Annotated in this window: 26 protein-coding genes; 1 reads left to right on the top strand and 25 read right to left on the bottom strand. The window is 37.9% G+C overall.

Translation table 11 applies throughout. From position 1 onward, the window contains the following. Positions 1–24: 24 nt before the first annotated feature. The 13 genes from AC3B5B_RS06900 to rsmH all read right to left on the bottom strand — a co-directional run bounded on the left by AC3B5B_RS06900 (position 25) and on the right by rsmH (position 12,551). Positions 25–690, bottom strand: a complete 666-nt coding sequence (locus tag AC3B5B_RS06900) for a DivIVA domain-containing protein (RefSeq protein ID WP_489757828.1) — start codon at positions 688–690, stop codon at positions 25–27. A gap of 29 nt (positions 691–719) precedes the next feature. Further along, positions 720–1,481, bottom strand: a complete 762-nt coding sequence (locus AC3B5B_RS06895) for a YlmH family RNA-binding protein (protein ID WP_489769704.1) — start codon at positions 1,479–1,481, stop codon at positions 720–722. Then, complete coding sequence (locus tag AC3B5B_RS06890; RefSeq protein ID WP_489757826.1) at positions 1,481–1,744, bottom strand: YggT family protein; 264 nt, start codon at positions 1,742–1,744, stop codon at positions 1,481–1,483. The genes AC3B5B_RS06895 and AC3B5B_RS06890 overlap by 1 nt, the downstream gene beginning before the upstream one ends. Before the next feature lie 17 nt (positions 1,745–1,761). Then, entirely contained in the window at positions 1,762–2,148 is a 387-nt protein-coding gene (locus AC3B5B_RS06885) for a cell division protein SepF (protein ID WP_489769703.1), read from the bottom strand. Between the two features lie 14 nt (positions 2,149–2,162). Further along, a complete protein-coding gene (gene ftsZ, locus AC3B5B_RS06880; RefSeq protein WP_489769702.1) occupies positions 2,163–3,362 on the bottom strand; it encodes a cell division protein FtsZ in 1,200 nt (399 codons plus the stop codon). A gap of 35 nt (positions 3,363–3,397) precedes the next feature. After that, positions 3,398–4,705 carry a cell division protein FtsA gene (gene ftsA, locus AC3B5B_RS06875; RefSeq protein WP_489757823.1) on the bottom strand — a complete coding sequence of 436 codons (1,308 nt, stop codon included), beginning with the start codon at positions 4,703–4,705 and terminating at the stop codon, positions 3,398–3,400. Between the two features lie 77 nt (positions 4,706–4,782). Continuing rightward, on the bottom strand, positions 4,783–5,586 hold the full coding sequence (locus AC3B5B_RS06870) for a cell division protein FtsQ/DivIB (RefSeq protein ID WP_489769701.1): 804 nt from the start codon (positions 5,584–5,586) through the stop codon (positions 4,783–4,785). 4 nt (positions 5,587–5,590) lie between these two features. Continuing rightward, entirely contained in the window at positions 5,591–6,691 is a 1,101-nt protein-coding gene (gene murG, locus AC3B5B_RS06865) for an undecaprenyldiphospho-muramoylpentapeptide beta-N-acetylglucosaminyltransferase (RefSeq protein ID WP_489769700.1), read from the bottom strand. Between the two features lie 11 nt (positions 6,692–6,702). Next, positions 6,703–8,052, bottom strand: a complete 1,350-nt coding sequence (gene murD, locus AC3B5B_RS06860; protein ID WP_489769699.1) for a UDP-N-acetylmuramoyl-L-alanine--D-glutamate ligase — start codon at positions 8,050–8,052, stop codon at positions 6,703–6,705. 10 nt (positions 8,053–8,062) lie between these two features. After that, positions 8,063–9,028 carry a phospho-N-acetylmuramoyl-pentapeptide-transferase gene (gene mraY / locus AC3B5B_RS06855; RefSeq protein WP_489757819.1) on the bottom strand — a complete coding sequence of 322 codons (966 nt, stop codon included), beginning with the start codon at positions 9,026–9,028 and terminating at the stop codon, positions 8,063–8,065. Between the two features lie 15 nt (positions 9,029–9,043). After that, the gene (locus tag AC3B5B_RS06850) at positions 9,044–11,212 is read right to left on the bottom strand and encodes a penicillin-binding transpeptidase domain-containing protein (RefSeq protein ID WP_489769698.1); all 2,169 of its coding nucleotides are present in this window, start codon (positions 11,210–11,212) and stop codon (positions 9,044–9,046) included. Further along, complete coding sequence (ftsL, locus tag AC3B5B_RS06845) at positions 11,209–11,577, bottom strand: cell division protein FtsL (protein ID WP_489757817.1); 369 nt, start codon at positions 11,575–11,577, stop codon at positions 11,209–11,211. The genes AC3B5B_RS06850 and ftsL overlap by 4 nt, the downstream gene beginning before the upstream one ends. Positions 11,578–11,603: 26 nt before the next feature. Then, a complete protein-coding gene (rsmH, locus tag AC3B5B_RS06840) occupies positions 11,604–12,551 on the bottom strand; it encodes a 16S rRNA (cytosine(1402)-N(4))-methyltransferase RsmH (RefSeq protein ID WP_489758053.1) in 948 nt (315 codons plus the stop codon). Positions 12,552–12,887: 336 nt separating this feature from the next. On the opposite strand from rsmH, the gene AC3B5B_RS06835 reads away from it, so the two are divergent. Continuing rightward, positions 12,888–13,001 (top strand): DUF4044 domain-containing protein, encoded by a 114-nt coding sequence (locus tag AC3B5B_RS06835; RefSeq protein WP_489757816.1) that lies wholly within the window; start codon positions 12,888–12,890, stop codon positions 12,999–13,001. Between the two features lie 61 nt (positions 13,002–13,062). Here the strand turns inward: AC3B5B_RS06835 and AC3B5B_RS06830 are convergent, their stop codons facing one another. The 12 genes from AC3B5B_RS06830 to thiI all read right to left on the bottom strand — a co-directional run bounded on the left by AC3B5B_RS06830 (position 13,063) and on the right by thiI (position 25,702). After that, positions 13,063–13,857 carry an amino acid ABC transporter substrate-binding protein gene (locus AC3B5B_RS06830; RefSeq protein ID WP_489757815.1) on the bottom strand — a complete coding sequence of 265 codons (795 nt, stop codon included), beginning with the start codon at positions 13,855–13,857 and terminating at the stop codon, positions 13,063–13,065. Further along, positions 13,854–14,498, bottom strand: coding sequence for an amino acid ABC transporter ATP-binding protein (locus AC3B5B_RS06825; RefSeq protein WP_489757814.1), 645 nt, complete (start codon positions 14,496–14,498; stop codon positions 13,854–13,856). Before AC3B5B_RS06825 ends, AC3B5B_RS06830 begins: the two co-directional genes overlap by 4 nt. Then, the gene (locus AC3B5B_RS06820) at positions 14,491–15,132 is read right to left on the bottom strand and encodes an amino acid ABC transporter permease (RefSeq protein WP_489757813.1); all 642 of its coding nucleotides are present in this window, start codon (positions 15,130–15,132) and stop codon (positions 14,491–14,493) included. The genes AC3B5B_RS06825 and AC3B5B_RS06820 overlap by 8 nt, the downstream gene beginning before the upstream one ends. A 271-nt stretch (positions 15,133–15,403) precedes the next feature. Next, positions 15,404–16,228 (bottom strand): septum site-determining protein MinD, encoded by an 825-nt coding sequence (minD, locus tag AC3B5B_RS06815; protein WP_489757812.1) that lies wholly within the window; start codon positions 16,226–16,228, stop codon positions 15,404–15,406. 10 nt (positions 16,229–16,238) lie between these two features. Beyond that, the gene (locus tag AC3B5B_RS06810; protein ID WP_489757811.1) at positions 16,239–16,901 is read right to left on the bottom strand and encodes a septum site-determining protein MinC; all 663 of its coding nucleotides are present in this window, start codon (positions 16,899–16,901) and stop codon (positions 16,239–16,241) included. A 19-nt stretch (positions 16,902–16,920) separates the two neighbouring features. Beyond that, positions 16,921–17,457 (bottom strand): rod shape-determining protein MreD, encoded by a 537-nt coding sequence (gene mreD, locus AC3B5B_RS06805; protein ID WP_489769697.1) that lies wholly within the window; start codon positions 17,455–17,457, stop codon positions 16,921–16,923. Next, the gene (gene mreC, locus AC3B5B_RS06800) at positions 17,450–18,301 is read right to left on the bottom strand and encodes a rod shape-determining protein MreC (RefSeq protein WP_489757809.1); all 852 of its coding nucleotides are present in this window, start codon (positions 18,299–18,301) and stop codon (positions 17,450–17,452) included. The genes mreD and mreC overlap by 8 nt, the downstream gene beginning before the upstream one ends. A 42-nt stretch (positions 18,302–18,343) precedes the next feature. Continuing rightward, positions 18,344–19,336, bottom strand: a complete 993-nt coding sequence (locus tag AC3B5B_RS06795) for a rod shape-determining protein (protein ID WP_489758052.1) — start codon at positions 19,334–19,336, stop codon at positions 18,344–18,346. Between the two features lie 98 nt (positions 19,337–19,434). Next, positions 19,435–20,082, bottom strand: a complete 648-nt coding sequence (locus AC3B5B_RS06790; RefSeq protein ID WP_489757808.1) for a JAB domain-containing protein — start codon at positions 20,080–20,082, stop codon at positions 19,435–19,437. A gap of 30 nt (positions 20,083–20,112) precedes the next feature. Then, positions 20,113–21,396 carry a bifunctional folylpolyglutamate synthase/dihydrofolate synthase gene (locus AC3B5B_RS06785; protein ID WP_489757807.1) on the bottom strand — a complete coding sequence of 428 codons (1,284 nt, stop codon included), beginning with the start codon at positions 21,394–21,396 and terminating at the stop codon, positions 20,113–20,115. A gap of 168 nt (positions 21,397–21,564) precedes the next feature. Next, the gene (locus tag AC3B5B_RS06780) at positions 21,565–24,210 is read right to left on the bottom strand and encodes a valine--tRNA ligase (protein ID WP_489757806.1); all 2,646 of its coding nucleotides are present in this window, start codon (positions 24,208–24,210) and stop codon (positions 21,565–21,567) included. Positions 24,211–24,484: 274 nt separating this feature from the next. After that, positions 24,485–25,702, bottom strand: a complete 1,218-nt coding sequence (thiI, locus tag AC3B5B_RS06775; protein WP_489769696.1) for a tRNA uracil 4-sulfurtransferase ThiI — start codon at positions 25,700–25,702, stop codon at positions 24,485–24,487. Positions 25,703–25,707 lie beyond the last annotated feature (5 nt).

Below are 25,707 nucleotides of genomic sequence, written 5' to 3'. Positions count from 1 at the left end.
TACTTGAATCTTTTGTAATATTTATTATTGATTATCAACATTATTATTTGCTTTGTCAACTACTTTTGTCGAATCTTTCTTTGGAACCAAATCATCATAGTCGTCATTTTTAATCTCTGCCGCTACTTGATCCAATTTGTTTAAGTAATTCTGTACAGTTGTATGAATATTATCAACTAACGTTTGATTATCATCCGCAGTTAACAATCCTTGCCAAGACTGCGAACTTAATAAATGCTGTTGCTCATCTACAACTTGTTGTAAAGCTTGGTAACTTTCAGCCATTTGCTTTTGCAAAGTCTGCGTTTGTGTGACTAAATTTTGCGCCTGAGTCTGGGCGTCTTGAATAATTTGGCGGCTTTGTTGAATTGCTTGATCAACCATATTTTCAGTGTTAGTTCGCGCTTGGGCAATTACTGTTTGAGCTTGTTCATCAGCTTGTTTTTTAACCTGATCAGCAGCATTTTGGGCAATAATAATGGACTCATTAACTGTATTTTGTAAATCATTAAAATAAGCAATTTGAGCCTTGGAATCCTTGAGATCATACTCTAAACGATGATTGGTCTTAAGTTCCTCACTATAATCTTGGATAATCTGTTCCAGAAAATGATCAACCTCATTTTTATCATAACCACGCAACTGTGTTTTAAATTCCTGAGTTTGAATATCATGGGGAGTTAAAGTCATACTAAAGAGCCTCCTTGGTTTTAATTAACTTAATGCTGATAAAGCTGAACGTACAATTGCCAATAATCCTTATTTTGTCCCAGTAAATCAACAATACTCAATTGTCCCTTACCACGCACACTAATTGTATCACCAATTGTCAAAAGATAGTCACTGCGTTTTTCATGCTGCCAATTAATGGATACTAAACCACGCTGCACTAATTCTTTTGCCTTCTGACGACTCAGTTTAAAACCCGTACTGAGAATTTGATCTAAGCGCATGGAATGGACATTCAGAGTTAACATTGTATAGTCATTTTTAATTAATAATAGCTGTTGCCAAGATATTGGCTGCAACCTAACCGTATTTTTACCGATTTGGTGTACCTCATTGACTAATAAGTCAGTAAGATTTGTCTCAGAAACAAATTGCCAATTAGTCCCATCAGTAATGATATCGCCAAAATTGTTCCGGTCTAACCCCAGATTAAGCAGCTTACCTAAAATTTGGTGGTGCTGTAAATCAATAAATTTATGATTAAAATTAATTTGAAATAATTGTAACTGTAAATCCGTGGACTGAAAAGGAATATAAGGCGGTACTACCAGTAATCTTCTCCGTTGGGCTCTTTGAAAACCACCGGACCAATATGGAGTTAATTCTGTAAATTGCGTCAATAATTGATTTGCCAAGCGCTGCTCATAAGGATTCAAAAACGGACTCAATTGTGATTGATAGGTTGTCATGGCCGTTTGCATGAGCGATTGTAATTTAAATAAAATTGCCTTATTCTGCGAATTAAAATCCATTAAAACAACCGTACTATTAATTGCTTAACTAAACCAATGACTAAAAAAGCCCAAATTGGTGAAAAACTAAGGCCAAAGATCGGTGGAATAATCCGATCAAAAATACCTAAAAAAGGCTCCACTAATTTTCTCAGCCATAAGCCTAATTTTGATTGGGCAGCTCCGGGCAACCAAGTTAACAAAGCCCAAATCACAATCAACCATTCATAAAGATCTAACAAATTTACTAAAACAACTGGCAGACCAGACATTAAATTGGCCACGTTAACTTAACCTCAACTTAATCATTAAAATCCATCGTTATATTATCAATCTGAAAATTCAAAGGTGTATATAAAAATACCCGCTCATCAATCTGACGAATATCACCCTTTAAGGCATAAACCGCACCCGTTAAAAAATCAGCAATTCGCCGCATTTGCTCATCATTGACTTGTTGAAAATTAACAATAACGGCATTTTGATTTAACAATTCTTGCGTGATTTTTTTAGCATCCGGATAAGAAAGTGGCCGTGCAATTTGAATTTCACTTTGTTTGGCTACTTTGTGGGCATTTAACGCCACAATATTATTATTTTTAGACGATTGTTCTGCTGGTTCTTTTTGAGTTGGAATCTCAGCATCATCATCTAAACCAAAAAAACTAGCTAATTTTTCAAAGGCCATTTTAATATCTCTCCTTAGTTCTTAGGATTGTGTCTTAAAAAAGGAGGCATGGAATCATCGTCTTCATTATCCGTATCATTTAATACATTGGATTGTCGGAAAATATCAAAGTCATTCGTTCCAGACTTTGAACCGTGATTTTGATTAGAATTATCACTACCAACTCCCCAAGCATCCAATTGTTGATCTGCATTGTCTTCTGTTGCAGTCGTTGGCGTCGGCTTTTTAGTTACAGCTGCGTTTTTAGAACTTTGGTGTTCGTCATCAATTCCCGTTGCGATCACCGTAACCTTGACTTCATCGCCCAAACTGTCATTAATAGAAGTTCCAAAAATAATATTAACGTCTTCTGTAGCTGCTTCAGAAACAATACTTGCTGCTTCTTGCGCCTCAAATAATGATAAATCAGGACCACCAGTAATATTTAATAAAACTTGCTGTGCGCCATCAATCGATACTTCCAATAATGGTGAAGAAATAGCTTTTTTAGTAGCATCCACAATCCGGTTTTCACCATTGCCTGTACCGATACCCATTAAGGCTGAGCCTTGATTAGACATAACTGTTTTGACATCCGCAAAATCCAAGTTCACAAAACCGGGCGAAGTAATCAAATCTGAAATACCTTGAACACCTTGTCTTAAAACATCATCCGCAACATGTAATGCTTCATTCATCGGCGTCTTTTTATCAACTATCTCTAATAAACGATTATTAGCAATAATCACCAAGGTATCAACATGTTGCTTTAATTCCTCAATACCTTGATCAGCAAACTTCGCACGTTTGGGTCCTTCAAACATAAATGGTCTAGTAACAACACCAACCGTCAAAGCTCCAGAATCTTTGGCCACCCGGGCAATCACTGGGGCTGCCCCCGTACCAGTGCCGCCCCCCATACCAGCAGTAATAAAGATCATATCTGATTCTTTTAATAAATCAGAAATCACATCTTCACTTTCTTCTGCAGCTTTTTGACCAATATCTGGATCAGAACCTGCTCCTAATCCTCGTGTTAACTTAGGTCCTAATTGCAACCTAGTATTAGCTTGTGAAAGATCTAAAGCTTGCATGTCAGTATTAGCTGCAATAAAATCAACGCCCTTGATATTTTCTTCAACCATTCGATTAACAGCATTACCACCGGCACCACCAACACCAATGACTTTAATTACTGCCGAATTTTTTTCTTTCCTGTCCATTGAACTGTCCATTCTAACAAATTCCTCCTGATCTGCCTCACGCTTTTTTAATCAAAAAAACGACTCCAAAAGTTTTTAATTTTTTCACTAGTTGTTCTTGATTTATGCGATTTTTCTTTGACTGGCGTTGTTTTAATATTGTCTAAAGAATCAGGACGATTTGTATCTGCTTTAACTGCTGTCATACCTTTAGAAGTATGAACAACATTATAAGCAATCAAATCCAAATCATTTAACCCTTGTGCATATAATACCAAACCTAGCCCTTCAGTAAAAGCCGGATGCCGTAATCCCATTTGTTCCGGAATAAATGTTTTAGTTTTCATTTTTAAAATTTGCTGTGCTAAAGTATTGACTCCCGCCATTTCAGCCAAACCACCCGTCAAAATGACTCCACCTGGTAAATCTTGGGCGTGAATACTAGTTAATCCTTGCTGCAACCGTTGAAAAATTTGTTGCATCCGTGCAGCAATAATCGAAGCTAAGTACTGACTGGAGATGTTTTGCGGTTGATCTTGACCAACGACTTCCACGGGGATGGTTTCCTCCGCCATTTCTGCTCCCACATCAGCATTACCATAATAATGTTGTAACTTTTCAGCATTGTCCAACGTTGTATTTAAAACCACAGAAATATCGTGAGCTACCAAATTACCGCCTTCTGGATCAATCGCTGTAAATTTCAATTTATTATCATGAATAATGGAGGCCGAAGTTTGACCACCACCTAAATCAATAATTACTGCACCGAAGTTACGCTCACCTTTATCTAAAGCTACCTTACTCAAAGCCAAAGGCGCTAAAACTTCATAAATAATATTTAAACCTGCTTTTTGAATTGCACGCTGCATATTATGAATGATAGATTTCGGTAACGCATATAAAATGCCATTAAACTCTAAGCGACTACCAATCATGCCGCGCGGATCCTTAATATTTTTAAAACCATCTACACAAAAATTATCTGGTAACAGCGCCACAAATTCTAATTCAGGGGTCAAAGTTTGGACCATGGAAGCTGTAATTACTTTTTGCACATCAGCAGCAGTAATCTCTTTAGAGGGTTCATTTAAAGCAATCATGCTATGTGCTTTAAATATTTGTAAACCATTAGCAGGAAGACCAACCACTACATCGCTGATTTCAGTATTAGATTGCGAGGCAGCTTTTTTTACGGCTTCACCAATCGCTATTGCTGCTTGATCAATGTCCACTATCGTTCCGCGATTCATTCCTTGCGAATGGGCACTTCCCACGCCAATAATATTAGCTTGTGAGTTTGTAACATTGGCCACCACTACTTTCATTGACGTGGTTCCAATGTCTAAACTAACAATGATTCGTGAATCATCCATTCTATGATCCTCCTACAACATTTTCAGATTTACTAATGGATAAACCTATTAAATTAATGATACCAAAGTTTTTAGAACTATTCCACCTTCAGACCTGCTGTACCAAAAGGTTTTGAATAAGCCCCCACTTCCAAATTAATAACACCATTTTTAGACATAGTTTTCGAAATAGCAGGATAATATTTGAGTTTAGCAGCTAAAGTGCGAATATCCCCTACGACCAAATTACCATCATTCATATATAAGTTGACCCGATAGGGATGTTCCTTCGTATTTTTACTACCGTGAATTTCTGAAATATCACTCCGTAAACTGGGCGAGCAAGACAGGTATAATTTAACCACTTGCTTTAACGTAACTTTAGTATTCAAGTTTTGGTAAACAGGAAAATTACCAATGGGTTGCTTCAACTTTTGATTAACTAATTGCTGGTTCTCCAAAACACGATAATAGCCTTGCTTTTTTGTAATAAAACCGACGGTTTGATATTCCTGAACTGTAAAAGTTAATTGATTAAATTGTTGATAATGATAACTGATTTTTTTAATTAAAGGCACTTTGGTTCTAATCTGCTTTTCAATTTTGGAACGTTCAACTAATGTCTGCAGCACTAACGTATTTTTATCAATTCTGGAGGCATCAATTACTTGTTGCGCACCTAAATAGTTAACTCCCACAACTGAAATTTTTTGGACATGACCCAACGGCGAAAATAAATAGCCAATCATTAAGATTAAGCTAACTAAGCCTAGCATAATTAAACTGCCGGGTAATATTTTGCGCAACCGCTGCTGATAAGTCTGCGACTTGGTGGCTTCTGATTGTGAGCGATGATATTGATTTTTAAATTGTAATAATTCATTGGACTTATTTTTTTTCATCAATCTACTTCTCAGTAGTAATCAAGTCTAATAAGACTTGAATTAACCGATCACTAGCATCAGCTACCCCCAATTGGCGGGCATGCATGGACATTTGGTGTAATAGTTGGGAATCATTTACTGTTTTAGTCAACAATTGTTCCAAACTAGCAGCGGTCAATTCTGATTCAGGTAACAACAAAGCAGCATGCTCTTTGACCAATGATTGGGCATTCTTAGTTTGGTGATCGTTAGTGACATAAGGACTAGGAATAAAAATCGCTGGAATTCCTAAAGCTGTTAATTCAGCAATGGAGGTCGCACCACTGCGCCCAACGATCAACGCTAAATCAGGTAAAATAGCTGGCATATCATCAATATAAGCAACTACTTGCACATTGGCGGCCAGTTGCTGTGGCAACTGCGAACGTACCTTATCATAATGTACTTGACCAGTTACAAATAAAACTTGAAATGCTGCTTGACTGAAATAATCCCAGCTAGCAACTACTGCTTCATTGATTGGACGAGCCCCACGACTACCACCAAAAATCATAACAGTAGGTTGTTTTGGATCCAAACCAAATTCTTGTAAGCGTTGATTAGGTTGCAACTTAGCTACTTCTTGTGCCCGAGGATTACCCGTAAATACTAATTTAGATTTTTCCTTAAATTGTCCTACCACATCCTTAAAAGCATACGCAATCCGATCCACAAAATGCCCCAAAAATTTATTAGTTAGACCAGCCACTGAATTTTGTTCATGGATGACCGTCGGAATTTTTTTTAAGTGGGCGGCTAACACAATTGCACTAGAAACGTAGCCCCCAGTCCCTACTACAATATCTGGTTGAAAATCAGTAACAATTTTTTTAGCTTGCTGAATACTTTTAGCAAATAGCCATAAAGTTTGAACATTCTGCCAGGACAATTTACGCTTGAAACCTTGCAGACGCAAAGTTTGAAACGGAATGTTTTCTTGCGTAATAATTTTTTGCTCTAAGCCTGCCTCAGTGCCGACGTACAAAACTTCGCTCACTAAATGTCGTTCTTTCAATCGCTTAATTAAAGCTAAAGCTGGATAAATATGTCCACCAGTTCCGCCACCAGATACAATTATTCTCATAATTAACCATCCTAATTCAGTTTTTCAACATCACTGATAAATTGATCGCCACGTTGTTCAAAAGTTGCAAATTGATCCCAACTAGCAGCTGCCGGTGATAATAACAAAACATCCCCTGGTGCCGTTAATTGATAAGCTAAAGGTACCGCTTCATCTAAATTATCAACTAGTTTAATAGTTGCGACTCCCGCCTTTTGTGCGGCCTTTTGCATTAAATATTTCGTCTGACCGTATAACACAATGGCTTTGACATGACGTAATTGTTCAACTAAGTCATCAAATTCAAAACCGCGATCTAATCCACCGGCAATTAAAACTAATGGTTGCTTAAAAGCTTGCAATGCCACAATGGTTGCTTCAATATTAGTTGCTTTAGAATCATTATAAATTTTACGACCATGTAATTGTTTAACAAACTGAATCCGATGCTTAACCCCTTGAAAAGTAGTTAAAACTTGTTTAATAGCTTGATTCGATTTACCCATTAACTTAGCCACAGCAATCGCTGCTAAACAATTTTCAATGTTATGTTGTCCGGGTAGAACAATTTGATCAACATCAATGATTGCTTCTTGTCGGAAATAGAGTGTCTGCCCTTTTTGATAAGCTCCTTGTTCACTAACGTCCAACCGTGAAAAAGGCACTACCTGTGCTTGGGTTTGCTGGCTTAAAGTTCGCCATTCTTCTTGATCAAAATTCACCACAAAGTAATCGTCTGCAGTTTGATTTTGTGTAATTTTCATTTTGGCCCGCACATAATTCTCTCGCGTTTTATGGTAATCCAAATGTGCTTCATAAATATTGTTCAGTACCGCAATCTTCGGACGTAACTTGGTAGTGCCTAATAATTGAAAACTGGACAATTCAACTACAATATCGTCAACAGGAGTTGCTTGTTGCACAACCTGCGAAACAGGGATGCCAATATTACCTGCTTTATAAGCGTGTCCCGCTGCCCGTTCTTGGTCTAAAATTAACTGAATTAAAGTCGTCGTTGTGGTTTTACCATTAGTTCCAGTTACTCCCACAAAAGGTGCTGACGAGACTTCGTAAGCCAGTTCCGGTTCTGTAATAATAGGAATATTGCGTTCCATTGCCGCCTTGACTAAAGGTAATTCATACGAAATACCCGGATTTTTAACAATCAAATCAAAATCCTGCTCAAGTAATGAAACTGGATTACTACCCGTAAGCACTTTCAGTCCTCGATCCCGTAATTGTTGGGCTTCCGAACTGTCTTGTTGATCATTAATAGTTAAAGTTGCACCTAATTTGTTTAGTAATAATGCTGCATTAAAACCACTTTTGGCCAAACCCAAAATTAGCACTTTTTGACCTTGATAATCATTAATCTCTTTCATTAAGTCCTCCTTAACTCACAAATATGATTATATAACTTAATGCTGCCAATAGACCAACTGCCCAAAAAACTAACACAACTTTCCATTCTGACCAGCCTAACATTTCAAAATGATGATGAATTGGCGACATCTTAAACACTCGATGCCCTGTTGTTTTAAACACAGCTACTTGGATCATCACACTCGCCGTTTCCACAACAAATACAATTCCAATCCACAATAACGACCACGGTATTCCTAACACCAAAGAAACAGCTGCTAAGCCAGCACCTAAAGCTAAGGAACCAACATCGCCCATAAAAATTTTAGCCGGTTTATGGTTAAAAATCATAAAGCCAATCATTGCGCCAACAACACTTAAACAAGCTACAACAACATCAAAGTTAGTTTGTTTGTATGCAATATAAGCATAAGTCAAATAAGCAATGATCGTTAATCCAGTTACTAAGCCATCCAAACCGTCCGTTAAATTAACTGCATTAGAAAAGCCAACCAACCAAACTAGCATAAAAATTACATAAATAATCAGAGAATGAAAAATATAACCAAAAAATTGTAAATCTGTTGGTAATTGATAGTAAAGATAGAGTCCGCAAAAAACTATTGCAAATAACAGCTGTAATAAGGATTTTTGCCAAGCCAATAAACCTAAATTACGATGATTTTTTAATTTAATAAAATCATCTAAAAAACCAATTAAGCCAAACAGTAGGAGCATTAAACTAATCAGCATCAAGGAATTAGTAAATAATTCCAACCATGTTCCAACCCAAATATTAGTCAGCACCATCGCCAATAAAAAGATCACGCCTCCCATTGTCGGGGTACCGGCTTTATATTCTTGCCAACTAGGACCTTCTTCACGGATTTGTTGACCTTCACGATTAGACAACATCACCTTGATAAATAGTGGCATAAAAATTACTACCAAAATTAAACTGCTAATTAATGGGATTATCATTTTACCCAAATTCATTTCTCAATCCTCGCTTTATTTTTGTTTCAGATGAATAACTACTTCCTTCACACTATTCAACACTGCCTGCGGTGGCACACTTTGCCGCACCGCATAACCTTGACCTTTAATCACGATCTTTTTACCAGTAATATCGGCTAATTTTAATAAATCGTTTTTCGACCAACCATGAACATCAGGCATAGTCATTGCGCCATTGGTTAACAAAATGACACGTTGATCAGGTGTCACAGCTGCTTTAGCACTCGGCAACTGTTGTACTACCTTGGAACCGGTGCCGACAATACCAACCTTTAACTGTTGCTTTTGTAGCGCTTGTTGCACCGTAGTTAAATTTTGATTGGATAATTCAGGCATCGTAATTGCAGTATTATCCGATTGTACATTTTCTATTTTACCGGTTCCTAACAATCGTTGCATCATCGGATTAAAGACTTCAGACAACATTTGTTCAGGAGCCTTAGTCATCACACTCGGTTTCTCCATCGTAATATAAACTAAATACTTAGGTGATTTGGCCGGTGCTAAGCCAGCCACCGAATATAGATAATCATTACTGCCAGTTAAATAGCCGTTAGTCCCCGAAATTTGTGCTGTCCCCGTTTTAACTGCAACATCTTGACCAGGAATTTTATAAACTGTGCCCGTGCCGTAACTATCTTGGACCACTTCGCGCATTGCAGCTAGAACCTGTTTAGTCGTTTGGTCCGTCACTGGCTGTCCAACTTGTTTGGGTTTAATCGTTTGAACAGAACCGTTATTGGGATTTTCAATGCGACTAACTAGTTGGGGCTGCATCATTTTGCCATGATTACCAATTGCGCCCAAAGCTTGCACCATTTGCATGCCGGTCACCGAAACACTTTGACCAAAAGCAGTAATGGCTTGATCAGAAGCATGCTGAAAATTAATTTGACCAGCTACTTCACCAGGCAAATTAACATGCGTTAACTGGCCAATTTTAAATTTATGCATATATTTTAGCCAAGTTTTCGCACCCATTTGTTGCTCCAAAGCAACCATTCCGACATTACTCGAACGTGGAAAAGCTTGATTAAAAGGGATCTCGCCCCACCCACTGGTATTCCAATCATGGATAGTTCGTCCGCCAATAGTGATTGCCCCGGAACGATAATATTGATTAGGATTGTAATGATGTGAGTTAATAGAAGCTGCCAAAGTCAAAACTTTAAAAACTGATCCTGGCTCATAGCTATCTTGTAAATTAATATTTCGCCAAGAATGCATCAGATTATTCTGAGTTTGGGGATCAAAAGTCGGTCGCTGTGAAATAGCTAAAATATGTCCTGTTTTAGGATCGGTCACAATAGCCTGCATGGATTGAGGCCGATATTCTTGATAAACCTTGGTCAGTAACTGTTCTAAATAGTGTTGATAATTAACATCAATCGTCGTATAGACGTTATCCCCTTGCACTGGCAGCACTGTTTTCTTATGCGTTTGTGGCAGTGTATAACCTTCAGGATCAGTATAACGAACCTCATAGCCATTTTTACCTTGTAAAATCTTATCATAAAAACTTTCTAATCCCATTAGGCCTTGATCTTTGGCGCGCTGAGCGTGACGACCAACTTGTGCTAAACCAATCGTATTAGACGCAAAAGTGCCGTTAGGATATGATCTATCCGGTACTGCATCAAAATAAACCCCCGGGAGATGGTGTTTCTCAATTGCTTTTTTAACACTCAAACTAATCTTTTGACCCGCTAAACCAAATTCCACTTGAAACACATGCCGGTTTTGGGGGTGCAAGATTTGTAAGATTTTTTTCTGACTCAGTGGAATATACTGACTCAAAACCTGAGCCGTATGTTTTTTGTTTTGAACATATAGAGGTTTACCACCAGCTCCTTTATATGTATGATCCAAAACAACAAATAATTCGTACGATTGATCACTATAAGCAATCTTAGAACCATCATCCGCATAAATATTGCCCCGCTTAGATGATAGAACTCTTTTATGGCGGTATTTTTGCTCTGTGCGCCGTGTTAAGTCAACACTACCGACATGCCCACTCAGTGCGATGTAACTAAACCGCACCAAGCAAACTATAAAAAATAAGGCAATGACAAGAAGGAAGAATCGGCCGATAATTCTTCGATCACGTCTTGCCTTGCTGATATTGATTTTGTCATTATTAGAATTAAACTTTTGACTCATTTAGAAATATTCCTAATATTATCAGAATGTAACTGTAAATTGTGTTTTTGAGCAATCTTTAACAGTCGACCTGAATTACTTAACTCAATAATTTCTTGATGTAAATCTGTGTTCGAATTTAATACTTTTTGGGTTTGTTCAGCCAGGTCCTGGGCATGATGCTGCTGAACAATTGTCTGTGTTCGTAAATGAACCAAACCATACATCATGATAATTACGATTAAGCCAATTAAACAAACCAAACTTTTTTCAAACCCGGAAAAAGGCACACTTTTAGTGTTTAATTCTACAGCTGTTTGTACTTTATTAGTTTGAGTTTTAGTTTCAGTTAAAGAGTCTAATTGACGTACAGTATTGGGTTCCATTCAACTATCTCGATTCCTAATCTTGTTTATTTAATCTTTTGAGCTACTCGTAAATGCGCACTATGAGCACGGTGGTTTTGTTCAATTTCAGTTGAACTAGGTAAAATCGGCTTTCTGGTAATAACTTTCAATTCTGGTTGCATTTCTGGAGGAATAACCGGTAAATCGCGTGGAACATTAACTTCACTGTGACGCCGAAAAACCTGTTTCACAATTTTGTCCTCTAATGATTGAAAAGTAATGACACTCAGAAAACCGTTTAATTTTAACAAATCAATCGCCGCTTCTAAAGATTGATCTAACGATGCTAACTCATCATTAACCGCAATTCGTAAAGCCTGAAAAACTTTTTTAGCAGGATGCTTCTTCATTTTTCGACGTGCTGGCGCTGGCAAACAAGCTTCGATTAAATCAACTAATTCAAAGGTCGTTGTGATTGGTTGGTTTAAACGCTGCCGAGTAATTGCCTGGGCAATGCGCTTAGCAAAACGTTCATCACCGTAACGTTGAAAAATGTTTGCTAGCTGAGCAGCTGAATAAGTATTAACAATTTGATAAGCATCTAATTCTTGGCTTTGATCCATCCGCATATCTAATCGCGCATCGTAGCGATAACTAAAGCCACGTTGAGGATCGTCAAACTGTGGTGAAGAGACCCCCAAATCATATAAGATCCCATCGACCGTCGTAATACCTAACGCTGCTAGCTGCTCTTTTAAATCCGCAAAATTAGCCATCACTAATTCTAAATGATTATCAGTTTCTTCATTGGTTGTTTGACGTAAAGCTTGACCTGCTAAAATGGCTTCTTGATCACGATCAAAAGCAATCACTGTTAAATGATGACCCTGACTTAATAAATAACGTGTGTGACCGCCACGACCAAAAGTGGCATCAATATAAACACCACCATCATGAACTTGTAAAGCATCGACAGTCGGATTTAAGAGCACTGTTTTATGTTGGAACATAATACCACCTAAAAATAATTATTAATATAAAAGTAAGATTCTACATTAAAGATAAACCGAACAATCATTTAATTAAAAATAATTTTGTCACAAATTATCTGTAAAAAAAAATAACTCACTACTATTAAAAGTAGGTATATTGGTCCCACTTCTCTGTATGAATGTTACCACAATCTCACTTTTAGCACCACTAATCAGTAAAAAATATTCTAATTTAGTCTTTTTTGTCAAAAAACTATCGCTAATAGTCCGAACATATGTTCATGATTAGTGATAGTTGCTTTTTTCTGAAGATTCAAGTAAGATAATTCCAATATGAAAGATTTCAGGTGAAGTTTTTTGAAGAAAAAAAAGAAAAGTGTTTTTACTATAATTACGCAGATTTTTGTTTGGGCCATGATTATTGTAACCATCGCTGGTGTAGTAATTCCTGCTGTCATGGGTGGTTTCTAAACTGACCAGAAGAAAAGGATGAGGTCGTATAAACTTCATCCTTTTTTATATTACTACAAGTTTACTCAGAAATATCTTGTTGAAACCATTTCTCGCTCAATTTTTTCAATTGACCATTGGTTTTTAATTTCCGCAAAGTTGAATTAATCAAATGCTGCGTCTGCGTATCTTGTTTGCGCATCCCAACTGCAAAACTTTCAGTGGGAAACGGCGTATCCAAAATTTGAAATTGCTGTGCATTTTTAGTATGGGCTAAATAGTATTCAGCAAACACCCGATCAAATAAAAAGCCCTGAATTCGTCCTGCTTTTAAATCCAAAAAACCATTTTCGATATTATCATACAAAACCGGCGTTTGATTTTTAATTTTATTCTTCAATAAACGCGGTTGCTGCATTAAATCGGAATAACCCACTGAGCCAGATTGGGTTCCTAAAGTTTTTCCCGTTAATTGCTTAATTTGGTGAACCCCTGAAGCCTTTTTGACAACGATAACTTGTTCATCTTTTAAATACGGCCGTGAAAAGGCAACTTTCTTAGCACGTTGCGGCGTTTTAGTATAACCATTCCAGATTAAATCAATCGTTCCGTTGCGTAATTCCGTTTCTTTCATGGACCAGTCAATCGGTTGAAAAATAATTTTTCGATGAATGGTTTTGCCAACTAATTTGGCCAGATCAACGTCAAAGCCAGTTAATTGGCCCGACTTTTTCACAAATCCCATAGGTACATAAGAATCATCCAAGCCCACAATTAATGTATTATTACTACTACCAATCCGGTGCGTGTTTTGCTGACACCCGCCAACAAATACTAACAAGCTTAATAAAATTAAATATTTACAAATTTTTTTCATTTGCTTGTCCTCAACTCAAATGTTTGATCAGAAACTTGCTGAGCAAAATCTAAATCGTGCGTCACAACTAGTTGCGTCATTTGGTCGGCCTGAAATTTGCGTAATAAGTTAGTGACTTGTTGCCGATTCTGTGCGTCCAGTGCGCTCGTCGGTTCATCGTAACATAAAATTTTGGGTTCTAAAATTAAAGCCCGGGCAATTGCTACTCGTTGTTTCTGACCTCCGGACAATTGAAACGGATAAAGCTTAGCTTGCGGTGCAATTTGTAATAAATCCAACAGCTCTTGAGCTTTTTGCAGAGCTTGTTGTTTCGAGCGTTTTTGAACTTGAATGGGGGCCAGTAGTAAATTATCTAAAACACTTAAATTAGGAAATAGTCGATAATCTTGAAAGACAACCCCCACGTTATTTTGACTATGATCTTGCGGTGTAAACGGCTGTCCGTCCAAGAAGAACTCGCCGTGATCTACACTTTCCAATCCCAGAATAGTTCTTAATAACGTGGTTTTACCAACCCCACTGGGACCGACAATTGATAGTATTTGTCCGGGCAATACTTGTAAGTTAATATTGTCTAAAACTAATTTATCGCCAAAAGTTTTAGTAATTTGTTTAAGTTGTAATTTCGGTTGTTTATTCATAGTATGAAAATCTCCGTTCAATCCAATTTTGTATTAATGTCAAAACCCCTGTCATAATTAGATAAATAATACCAACTAAAATTAAGGGGACCAACGTGACGTCACGCGCTGTGGCCACATTACCTGCCCGTAATAAATCACCAATTCCTAATACATAAACTAATGACGAATCTTTGATCAAGTTAATAACTTCATTACCCATGGATGGTAAGACGATTTTGACTACTTGTGGCAAGATCACAAAGCGAAAACTTTGCCATGACGATAATCCTAATAAGGCTGTTGCTTCACGCTGATCTTGACTAACCGCCTGCAACCCCCCACGAAAAATTTCAGCAAAATAAGCTGTATAATTTAAAATAAAAGCTACGAAAGCGGCTGTCATCCGTTCAAAAACAATGCCAATCGTTGGTAATCCATAAAAAATAAAGATTAATTGGAGCAATAATGGCGTGCCCCGCATCAGCCAAACGTAAGCATCTAAAATCCAACGTAATAAATGCCAACGACTTCGTAACCCTAAAGCGACAATAATTCCGAGAATAATCGAACAGATTAAAGTCCCAATGAATAACTCCACGGTTACTTTGGTGCCACTCAATAATGATGGTAAAATTTCTCCAATATATTTCATAATTTCTCCTTCAACTAAAAAATCCCCTTGAGTTAAAAAACTCAAGAGGACGAAATTTTCCGCGGTGCCACCCCATTTTTTGCCAAACTCACATTTGACAACTTAGGCAGTTATAAACTGCACAAAATAACGGATGCTAAACCGAACGGGCTTTAAACCTTTTGACTCACAAGTGTGTTCTATGCTGTCACTAATAACTGTTTGCACCAACCACAGCTTCTCTAAATTAGCGCACATATCTATCTTGTTCATTGTCGCATAATTAAATATTTTATTTTTCATTATGATGAAATACTCGTCGCCAAAAACCGTCTTTTTTAGCAGTTGCTTGTTCTTGATTAAGACTAATCTCATTTAATGGAATTTGATCACCGAGAATCCGGTGAGCCAAATTCTGATAACCAACGGCCGCTGGATTATCAAGCTTCTCCTGCAATATTGATTGACCTTGATTAGAAGTAGCGATTACTTCATCATCGTCGATGATAACACCAATTAAAGGAATTGACAAGCGGTTTACGATACTTTGAATATCCATAGACTTACCATTTTTAATCATCTGTAAGCGAATTCGATTAATAACTAAATGCAGTCCGTAAGTTAAATTAGATTGCTCCAATAAACCGACCACCCGATCAGCATCACTAACCGCTGCCACCTCCGGGGTCGTGACCAAAATTGCACTATCAGCTACCGCCACCGCAGCTTTAAAACCCGTTTCAATTCCTGCAGGACAATCCAAGATAACAAAATCAAAATTTTGTTTTAATTCAGTAATAATAGTTTTAATTTTGGAGATATTTAAACTAGACTGTCCAACATTTTGTGAAGCAGCCAGTAACGAAAAATCTTGAGGATGATCGGGATGTTGAACCAACGCCTGCATCAAGTTAACGCGATCATTCAACACGTCATCCAAATCATAAATAATCCGATTACTTAATCCTAAAATAGCATCAAGATTACGCAAACCAACATCCAAATCTACCGCGCAAACTCGCTTACCGGCTTGTACTAAAGCTAAACTTAAGTTAGCACTAGTTGTAGTTTTACCGACACCGCCCTTACCGGAAGTGACAACAATTGACGTTCCCATCAAACTCCCCCTAATTTAAAATAATTTCCATTTGTGGTCTAATCTTCAATAATTGATCAAGTGAAGCTGTTGTTAACGAATGCAAATCGTTGACATAGAAAAAAGACTTCGCATCAAACTTCGCATCATCAATATCCGACACAATTTGAATCAAATCACAAATTCGAACTTGACTAGCATGCGTCATATCACCCACGACCACAGCTGTATCATTATTTGGATAACCCGCACACACAATTCCTTCAATAGAACCGATTGCAAAAACACTACCAGCAGCGCGAATTTGTGCGCCTGCATGGACGTCACCTAATAACAACACATTTCCCGGGTAATTCATAATTTGTCCAGAACGGATAATCCGCGTTTCTAATTTCAATTGTCCTTGAAGCAAATGTTGTTGTACAACACTTTTAGGAATCACCTGACTGATAATTTGCTGTAACTTAAATACTGGAAACTGCGCAATCACCGCTTTTAAATCTTTTTTTTGTTGTAAATTTAACCACCGAGTTTGAGTATCGACCGTTAGATCTAGCGATTGTTGCGTGGGAGTCTGCGTTTGAATTTGCTTTAATAACTCCTGTACCTGGATTAAAGCTTCTGAAAAATCACTACCGTCAATAATTTCTAAGAAATAAGTTTGACCTTTTCCCTTCAAAACTGCACTCTTCATACTAATCTCCCCACTTATTTTACATCAACCAGTCTAAAACTTTGGTCAAAGGATAATACAAAATGACAAAGAAGATGGAATTAACTAACAATGTTGGACCTAACCAATCAGTGACAAAATGCGCAATATCTACTGTAATTAAACTTAAAAAATTACCAATCAAAAATAAATAAATTAAAGAAACCGTCAAACTGATAAAATAAATACACCATTCAAAAACAAGCGTTTTCGGCACAAATTTCCGAATCTTATTAGTCAACCAGCCCACTAGTGGTAACACAATAGTGTACAAACCAAAAATATGTGAATAATAAGAATCATAAACAATCCCTAAAATTAGGGTATACCAAAACAAGTGGCTATCCACTTGTTGATCGCGTAAAATCATCATAACAATAATGATGAGTAAGATCTGCACTGAAACTTGAAAAGACGGTAAATTAAAGACTGCAAAAAATTGCTTTAACAAGCCGTCCAAAAAAAAGCCGACTAATAATAACAGTACTTGCAAAATGTATTTAGTAGTCTTATTTCTCAAATCAATCTGTTTAAACATCTCGACTAATAACCGTCACAATCGTAAAGTTATTTAAATCTGTTGCTGGTTTCACATAAACTGAAGAGACTAATCCATAATCATCCTTTTTCATGGCAACTACCTTACCAACAAACAAACCACGAGGGGTCAAACCACCCAAACCGGAAGTAACCACTTGTTGACCGGTTTTAATGCCTTTAGTAGAAGTGACATTGGTCATAACTAGCAAATTATTGTCCTTATCGTAACGCCCAATAATTCCGCTCGCATCATTACCATGTGGTTTGACAATTTCGACCGCAAATTTATTACTTAATGATTTGTCAGTGGAAATTAAACTAACCTTGGAGTTAGTCCGATTAACTTCAATAATTCGCCCAACCAAGCCAGATCCGGACATCACCGGCATATTTTTTTTCAAACCAGCAATCGAACCTTTATTAATAATTAAATAGTTTTGCCATTCATTAGGTGATCTTGCTGTCACAGCAGCCGATATCTGATGGTAATCAGTTAACGTCTTATTCAATTTAACTTGCTTTTTTAAATCTTGATTTTCTTTTTTTAAAACACTATTTTGTGCTTTCGTTTGTGCTAAATCATCAATTTGTTTTTTCAAATGCCGATTTTCTTGATACGTCTTTGTTAAATCACTGATTTCGCTTCCCCAACTCCGTACCGTATTAGCAGGATAAGCTATCACGTTACCAACAACACCAATTGTATCATTTCCTAACTGATGGATGACTGATGGTTGTGACTTACGATCACTAAAAGTCACTGAAGCAGCAATCATGCCGAAGGTGGCAATGACTACTAACATGATGATAATCAACTTTTTATTAGAAAAAAAGTTTCGCATTGCAAACCTCCAGATAATTAAAAAAGTGGGCTACCCCACCTATTATTTATTACGCTTCATTACTTCCAGATTTTTCAGTGATTCACCAGTTCCAATGGCCACACAATCCAAAGGATCCTGTGCCACAAAAACGGGAACTTTCGTCGAATCCGAAATAACATCCGCCAAATTCTTTAATAAAGCGCCGCCACCGGTTAAAACAATGCCATGGTCAATAATATCTGCGGCAATTTCTGGAGAAGTAGCTTCCAAAGTTTCTTTAATAGCTGTCACAATTTCTTCAATGTCTTCATGAATCGCGGTCGCCACATCAATTGCTGACAAGTCAACGGTCTTCGGCAAACCACTGACTAAATCACGTCCCCGAATGCTCGTGTCTCCCAATTGTTCTGCACTTTGTAATGAAGCTGAACCAATTTCAATCTTGAGTTGTTCAGCAGTCCGTTCGCCAATTAACAAACTGAATTGTTTACGAACATATGCAATGATGGACTCATCAAATTTATCACCAGCCATTCGAATAGAACGACTCGACACAATGCCACCTAAAGAAATAGTTGCCACATCAGTGGTTCCACCACCAATATCGACCACCATGCTACCGGTTGGATCCATAACTGGTAAACCAGCACCAATGGCTGCAGCAAACGGTTCTTCAATTAGATAAGCTTCCTGAGCACCAGCATTTTGTGTAGCTTCAATAACTGCTCGTTTTTCTACTTCAGTGACGCCGCTAGGGACACAAACCATCACATCAGGTTTGGTATTGCCTACTGCTTTATCCAAAAAGTACTTCATCATGGCTGCAGTTGTATCATAATCTGCAATAACCCCATCTTTCATCGGCCGAATGGCTTTAATACTTCCGGGAGTTCTGCCAATCATTGCTCTAGCTTCAGCACCTACAGCAACGATTTCACCAGTTGCCGTCTTCTTGGCAACTACTGAGGGCTCACGCAAAACAATTCCTTGCCCATCAACATAAACAATTGTATTCGCAGTTCCTAAATCTATACCTACTTTTCGTGACCGCATTCCAAACAAAACACTATCTCCTTAAATAACAGTACTTAGTCTATCTATTAAAGTATATCATACAAAAATTTAATTCAAAAATATTTATTGCATTATCTTTACAATAATTCTAGTCGTTGAAAACTGCTAAATTGATCGTCGCCAATAATCAAATGATCCAGCAATTTAATTCCCAGCAAGTTACTACAATTTTGTAATCTTTGTGTAAAAATAATGTCCGCGGTAGATGGCTGGAGATTACCACTCGGATGTTTATGCGCAATTAACAATTGACTGCAAGGTAGTTGTAAAGCAAATCGTAAAATTTCGCGCGGTTGCGCAGCTGCTTGTTGTAATGAACCTCTAAAAATAATTTTTTCTAATAACAACTGACTTTGATTATTAAAAAAATAGCCGATTAACTCTTCATGTTGTAATTGACGCCATTTCGTTAATAAATGCTGCGCTAATTGTGCGATCGTTATTTTTTCTCCCACAACTAACTGCTGCTGGGCTACCAAACGTTGGGCTGTTTCCCAAAGAATTTGAAATTGAATAATTAAATTCGAATCAAATTGGCGCCATTTAAAATCAGTAAAATTATCTAATACTGCGAGATTTTTAAAATCATTACTTTCAAAAGCCACCATTTGCACAAAATGTTGCACTGTTTGTTGGTTAGTGTCACCAGCTAACAGCCTGACCAATAATTGTGATAAGGTTAAGTTTTGACCACCGCATTGCGCGAGTCGTTGCTCTAAGTTCATTTTCTTCACCTCAAAATAAACTATGCAAAATCAAAACTTTTCTTTGTAATAACGCAACACCTCTCCGGCAAAATGTAGTGAGCCACAAATTAATAAGATCTCAGAATTTTGTAAATCATGAAGTGCTTGTACTAACGATGTTTGCCATGATTCAATAAAAGTTGCGCTGGCCGGTAAACAATAATCTTGAGCAGTCGCTGCCCGGGCTTCTGGCATACTAGTCACCACAATTTTTGTAGCTACCGTGGCCAATTGCTGTAAAATTTTTTGATGCTGTTTATCATTCATCGCAGCATACAAAATTTTTAACGAACGGTTTTTCCTAATAGGCTGTAAATCATTGATTAACTGTTGAATGGCTGCTAAATTATGTGCACCATCAACAATTACTAAAGGCTTACTTTGTAAAACTTGCATCCGTGCTAACAAACCGGGCACTTTTAAACTAGCCCGAATGACTGCCGGCTGCGGATTAGAAATTAACAAATGATACGCTTGTAATGCTAAAGCAACGTCAATAATTTGTGATTGCGCACAAGTTTTTAATTGCAAATCTTTATAAACAAACTGTTTATTGGACCAAGTAAAATTAGTCTTTTGCACAGCTTGAACGTGAATATCAGTTGCTTGAAAATCCTTTCGCCAACTATAAACTGGGGCCTTTAATTGGTGCGCCCGCTGTAGAAAAACTTGTTGCACAGCAGGAGTTAAAGCCCCCAAAATCACTGGCGTCTGGGGTTTAATAATTCCGGCTTTTTCTTGAGCAATATCCAATAGTGTCGGACCAATCAAAGCAGAATGATCCATGGCTACATTTGTCACAATCGATAGCTCAGGTGTAATCACGTTGGTTTTATCATGTTGTGCCCCAATTCCGACTTCAATAACACCATAATCTACTCTTTCTTGGACACATAATAAGAACATCATCACTACTAAAAATTCAAATTCAACTAAATAAAACTGCTCATCTAATTTCTGTAAATCACTCACTGCTTGTTTGACTTGATTAGTCAAGGCAATAATTTTTTGAGGAGTGATCGGCTGACCATTAATTAAGAAGCGCTCGGTAAAGTCTACTACATATGGTGAAGCAAAAGTGGCGACTTTTTGATGACTCTTCACTAATAATTGTGTTAAATAATAACAAGTAGTCCCTTTACCGTTAGTTCCTGTGACATGGACAGTTTTGATTTGATTCTGGGGATTATCAAAGTAGGCTAAAGCCCGCTTAACAAACATTAACGTATTTTGTTGATGCAGGTGGGGCAAGCTGTGAATGTAATCTAATGCCGCTTGATAATTAGTAATCAATGTCATTACTCCTTTTTTACTACACAAAAAAGAGGCGAGACCAGCGTGCCTTTCCACCGCTATGCTTATAATCACAATCGTTCGCCAGAAGCCTTTTGTGCACTTTGACTACAATTAGTGACTAAGACCTTGGTCTCAACCTCTTATCGTTATCTTTTCCAATAAAAACTAATTATTTTTCAATTCTTGAATGCGCGCTTGAATTTTAGCATAGCGTTCTTGATTATCTTGCAACTTATTTCGTTGTTGTTCAACCACTGCTTGGGGTGCGTGATCAACGAATCCTTGATTACTTAACTTTTTATTTAAGAAATCAATATCGACTTGAATCTTAGCCAATTGCTTTTCTTGGCGCGCAATTTCATCTTGCACGTTGACTAATTCCGTTAATGGTACATAAACCTCTGCTCCATCAACAACGGCACTGAACGCTAATTTGGGAGCCGTTAAATCAACGGCAATTTGTAAATCTTTAGGATGGCCTAAGCGTTCAATATAGTCTTGGCTAGCTTGAATCAAAGCTAACTTCGTTGTATCTTGCGGCTTAATTAAGATGTCAATCGGGTTCGCTAAGGGAGCATTGGCCTCAGAACGGATCTGGCGAATGGCTTTAATAATCGCAATCACAATTTGCATTTGTTCCACTGCTTGGGGCCGTGCCAATTCTTGATGAACTTGTGGATATTTTGCAACGACCAAAGATTGACCCTCATGTGGCATCGTTAACCAAATTTTCTCAGTGACAAATGGCATAATAGGATGCAATAAACGCAAAATTTGATCTAAAACATAAGCTAACACATAGCGTTTATTTTGTTTCTTAGTCTCATCAGTTCCGTTGAGCGTGGCCTTACTAAATTCGATGAACCAATCACAAAATTCATTCCAAACAAAGTTATACAGTGCGCGACCGACTTCACCAAATTCGTACTTATCAGACAATCGGAGAACATTTTCTACGGTGGAATTTAATTCTGACAAAATCCATTGGTCAGCTAAATCTAGTTGTTGTGCTTGAGGCATAGTATTTGGTGCCGGAGTATCGGCTAAATTCATAATTACAAACCGACTAGCGTTCCAAATTTTATTAATAAAGTTCCAAGCAGCGCCCACTTTTTCGTAACTAAATCGCGTATCCTGCCCAGGCGCAGAACCAGTAATTAAGAACCACCGGAGTGCATCAACACCATACTGATCAATGACATCCATTGGGTCAATCCCATTACCTAAAGACTTACTCATCTTACGGCCTTTTTCATCACGCATTAAGCCGTGAATCAAAACATCTTTAAAGGGCCGTTCGCCAGTAAACTCTAACCCTTGAAAGACCATCCGTGCTACCCAGAAGAAAATAATATCATATCCAGTAACTAAGGCATTGGTTGGGAAATACCGCTGAAAATCAGCACTTTGTTCATCTGGCCAACCTAAAGTGGAAAACGGCCACAATGCACTAGAGAACCACGTATCCAACACATCTGGATCTTGTTCCCAATTTTCGGCATCTTTGGGTTCAGTTTCGCCTACGTACATTTCACCAGTAGTTTTATTATACCAAGCGGGAATGCGATGTCCCCACCATAATTGCCGAGAAATTACCCAATCATGGACATTTTCCATCCATTGCTCAAAGGTATGTTCAAAACGCTCAGGCACAAAGTGGACTTTGCCGTCAGTTTGTTGATTTTTTAACACCATCTCAGCTAAGGGTTTCATCTTCACAAACCATTGAGTGGATAAACGGGGTTCAACTTGCACTCCAGAACGTTCTGAATGCCCAACACTATGAGTAATTGGTTCTTCGCTAAGAAGATAGCCCTGATCCTTTAAATCTTGAACCATTGCCTTACGCGCCTCAAAACGATCCATTCCCGCATATTTACCGGCTTGCTCATTCATTGTTCCATCAGCGTTCATGACATTAATCCGCTCTAGATTATGACGATTACCGACTTTAAAGTCATTAGGATCATGTGCGGGCGTAATTTTAACCATCCCAGTTCCAAATTCAGGATCAACATAATGATCTTCAATAATTGGTAACTTGCGACCAAATAATGGTAGAATCACTTCCTTACCCACGATATCTTGGTAGCGTTCATCTCCCGGATACACTGCAATTGCCACATCTCCCGGCATCGTTTCGGGACGCGTTGTCGCAATTTCAATAAAACCGGAACCATCAGCAAACGGATACTTAACATGATAAAAAGCTCCAGCATCGTCTTGATGCTCAACTTCAATATCTGACAAAGCTGTTTGTAATTGGGGATCCCAATTAATAATATACTCACCACGGTAAATCAAACCTTTGTTATAAAGGTCAACAAACACCTTGCGCACCGCTTTTGATAATCCTTCATCTAAGGTAAACCGTTCGCGGGAATAGTCTAAGGACAAGCCCATCTTAGCCCATTGTGAACGGATAATTTGAGCATATTCTTCTTTCCACTTCCACACTTCATCAACAAAGGCCTCACGCCCTAAGTCAAACCGAGTCTTACCTTCTGCACGCAGTTTAGCCTCGACTTTGGCCTGGGTCGCAATTCCGGCATGATCCATTCCCGGTAAATATAATGTATCAAAACCTTGCATTCGTTTTTGACGAATCAAAATATCCTGTAAGGTTGTATCCCAAGCATGTCCCAAGTGTAACTTACCAGTGACATTTGGTGGTGGAATAACAATCGAATAAGGCTTGGCTTTTTTATCACCGCTGGGCTTAAACAAACCGTCATCCACCCATTGTTGATAACGTCCCGCTTCAACTTCATTATGATCATATTTAGCGGACATTGTAAATTCTTCAGACATATTTTCAACTCCTAAAATAAAAAAATCGTCCTAATTACTTAGGACGAATGTGGGCATACGCGGTACCACCTAATTTAAAGTCAATGACTTTATCTTAATTTGATAACGGATTCCCGGTCATTCAGACAAGCTCACAAGTTACTACTTTGATTAGTTCACCGACTAACTCTCACTATGATAGTCTCGCTGTAAATCAACTGCTCAAAGCCTCTTGCTCATTGCTTTTTAATATTTATTTAATAATAAGAAAAAAAAGTTAACACGTCAAGTTTTATTACAGCAAAGATTCGATTTCTTCATCCTTTTGTTGTAAAAAACTATCAAATGGTGTGATGTTAGTTACTTCAATTCCAGCCAAGGCCCGTTTAATTAGCCCATCAACATCTAACAACGCTTCATATTGCCGGGCTTTTTGTAAATTAGGCTTAGTTTTTGGACGTGGTGGTGCAAAAATAGTACAGCAATCTTCAAATGGTTGAATTGACAAGTCAAAAGTATCAATCTCTTCAGCAATTTTAATGATTTCAGTTTTATCCATCGTAGCAACCGGACGGACAATTGGTGTCGTTGTCACATCATTGATCGCTGCCATACTCTCTAACGTTTGAGAAGCTACCTGCCCCACCGACTCACCATTAAAAATGGCCAAGCCTTGACGTTGTTGGCGAATCAAGTCTGTCAAACGTAACATAAAACGCCGTTGAACAGTCATCAAGTATCCCTCAGGAACTTGCTGCTTAATCGTTTCCTGAATTTCCGTAAAAGGTACTTGAATAAACTGAATATGACCAGCATATTTGGCTAACTTCACAGTTAGATCTTTTGCCTTTTGTAAAGCATGTTCACTCGTATAAGGCGGACTATAAAAATGCACCATCTCAATATCAACACCGCGTTTTAGCGCCAAATAACCAGCAACTGGTGAATCAATTCCCCCTGATAACATTAGCTGCGCTTTACCGGCGGTTCCTACTGGTAAGCCGCCCGCGCCTTGATAGGTCTGACTGGATAAATAAGCTCCGTCTACCCGAATCTCAATCCGAATTTTAATATCGGGCTGGCGCATCTCTGCTTGAATATCTGGTAAATTTTCACTGACAAAATCGCCTACAGCCAAATTAATCTGATTCGTATCATACTCAAACGTATGATCGGCCCGTTTAGTAGTAATTTTAAAAGTTTGCGTTCCGCTATATTGCTCTTGAACCATCGCTAAAGCTAGTTGTTTAATGGCCGTTAAGTCCTTAGCAATCCGGACACTGGGTGAAAAATTTTGAATGCCAAATACCGATTTTAACTGCTGCATAACGCCTTGAGCATCAGCACCATTTAGGGCAATATGCATGCGATCTCGTTTGGGATGAATTCGTACTTGCGGATACGGATGTAAAACTTTTTCGACATTGCCATGTAAACGGTCAATAAAACTCCGGCGGTTTTTGCCTTTAGTCGATAATTCTCCGTAGCGTACCATAATTTCTGTATATTCCATAAATT

It is taken from the genome of Bombilactobacillus sp. ESL1187, from assembly GCF_058107155.1.
This window is presented reverse-complemented; position numbering and strand designations above follow the sequence as displayed.

Bases quoted from the DNA above. Each gene is read 5' to 3' on its own strand.
- AC3B5B_RS06900 (WP_489757828.1), bottom strand. From the start codon at position 690: ATGACTTTAACTCCCCATGATATTCAAACTCAGGAATTTAAAACACAG.
- AC3B5B_RS06895 (WP_489769704.1), bottom strand. From the start codon at position 1,481: ATGGATTTTAATTCGCAGAATAAGGCAATTTTATTTAAATTACAATCG.
- AC3B5B_RS06885 (WP_489769703.1), bottom strand. From the start codon at position 2,148: ATGGCCTTTGAAAAATTAGCTAGTTTTTTTGGTTTAGATGATGATGCT.
- ftsZ (WP_489769702.1), bottom strand. From the start codon at position 3,362: ATGGACAGTTCAATGGACAGGAAAGAAAAAAATTCGGCAGTAATTAAA.
- ftsA (WP_489757823.1), bottom strand. From the start codon at position 4,705: ATGGATGATTCACGAATCATTGTTAGTTTAGACATTGGAACCACGTCA.
- AC3B5B_RS06870 (WP_489769701.1), bottom strand. From the start codon at position 5,586: ATGAAAAAAAATAAGTCCAATGAATTATTACAATTTAAAAATCAATAT.
- murG (WP_489769700.1), bottom strand. From the start codon at position 6,691: ATGAGAATAATTGTATCTGGTGGCGGAACTGGTGGACATATTTATCCA.
- murD (WP_489769699.1), bottom strand. From the start codon at position 8,052: ATGAAAGAGATTAATGATTATCAAGGTCAAAAAGTGCTAATTTTGGGT.
- mraY (WP_489757819.1), bottom strand. From the start codon at position 9,028: ATGAATTTGGGTAAAATGATAATCCCATTAATTAGCAGTTTAATTTTG.
- AC3B5B_RS06850 (WP_489769698.1), bottom strand. From the start codon at position 11,212: ATGAGTCAAAAGTTTAATTCTAATAATGACAAAATCAATATCAGCAAG.
- ftsL (WP_489757817.1), bottom strand. From the start codon at position 11,577: ATGGAACCCAATACTGTACGTCAATTAGACTCTTTAACTGAAACTAAA.
- AC3B5B_RS06830 (WP_489757815.1), bottom strand. From the start codon at position 13,857: ATGAAAAAAATTTGTAAATATTTAATTTTATTAAGCTTGTTAGTATTT.
- AC3B5B_RS06825 (WP_489757814.1), bottom strand. From the start codon at position 14,498: ATGAATAAACAACCGAAATTACAACTTAAACAAATTACTAAAACTTTT.
- AC3B5B_RS06820 (WP_489757813.1), bottom strand. From the start codon at position 15,132: ATGAAATATATTGGAGAAATTTTACCATCATTATTGAGTGGCACCAAA.
- minD (WP_489757812.1), bottom strand. From the start codon at position 16,228: ATGGGAACGTCAATTGTTGTCACTTCCGGTAAGGGCGGTGTCGGTAAA.
- AC3B5B_RS06810 (WP_489757811.1), bottom strand. From the start codon at position 16,901: ATGAAGAGTGCAGTTTTGAAGGGAAAAGGTCAAACTTATTTCTTAGAA.
- mreD (WP_489769697.1), bottom strand. From the start codon at position 17,457: ATGTTTAAACAGATTGATTTGAGAAATAAGACTACTAAATACATTTTG.
- mreC (WP_489757809.1), bottom strand. From the start codon at position 18,301: ATGCGAAACTTTTTTTCTAATAAAAAGTTGATTATCATCATGTTAGTA.
- AC3B5B_RS06795 (WP_489758052.1), bottom strand. From the start codon at position 19,336: ATGCGGTCACGAAAAGTAGGTATAGATTTAGGAACTGCGAATACAATT.
- AC3B5B_RS06790 (WP_489757808.1), bottom strand. From the start codon at position 20,082: ATGAACTTAGAGCAACGACTCGCGCAATGCGGTGGTCAAAACTTAACC.
- AC3B5B_RS06780 (WP_489757806.1), bottom strand. From the start codon at position 24,210: ATGTCTGAAGAATTTACAATGTCCGCTAAATATGATCATAATGAAGTT.
- thiI (WP_489769696.1), bottom strand. From the start codon at position 25,702: ATGGAATATACAGAAATTATGGTACGCTACGGAGAATTATCGACTAAA.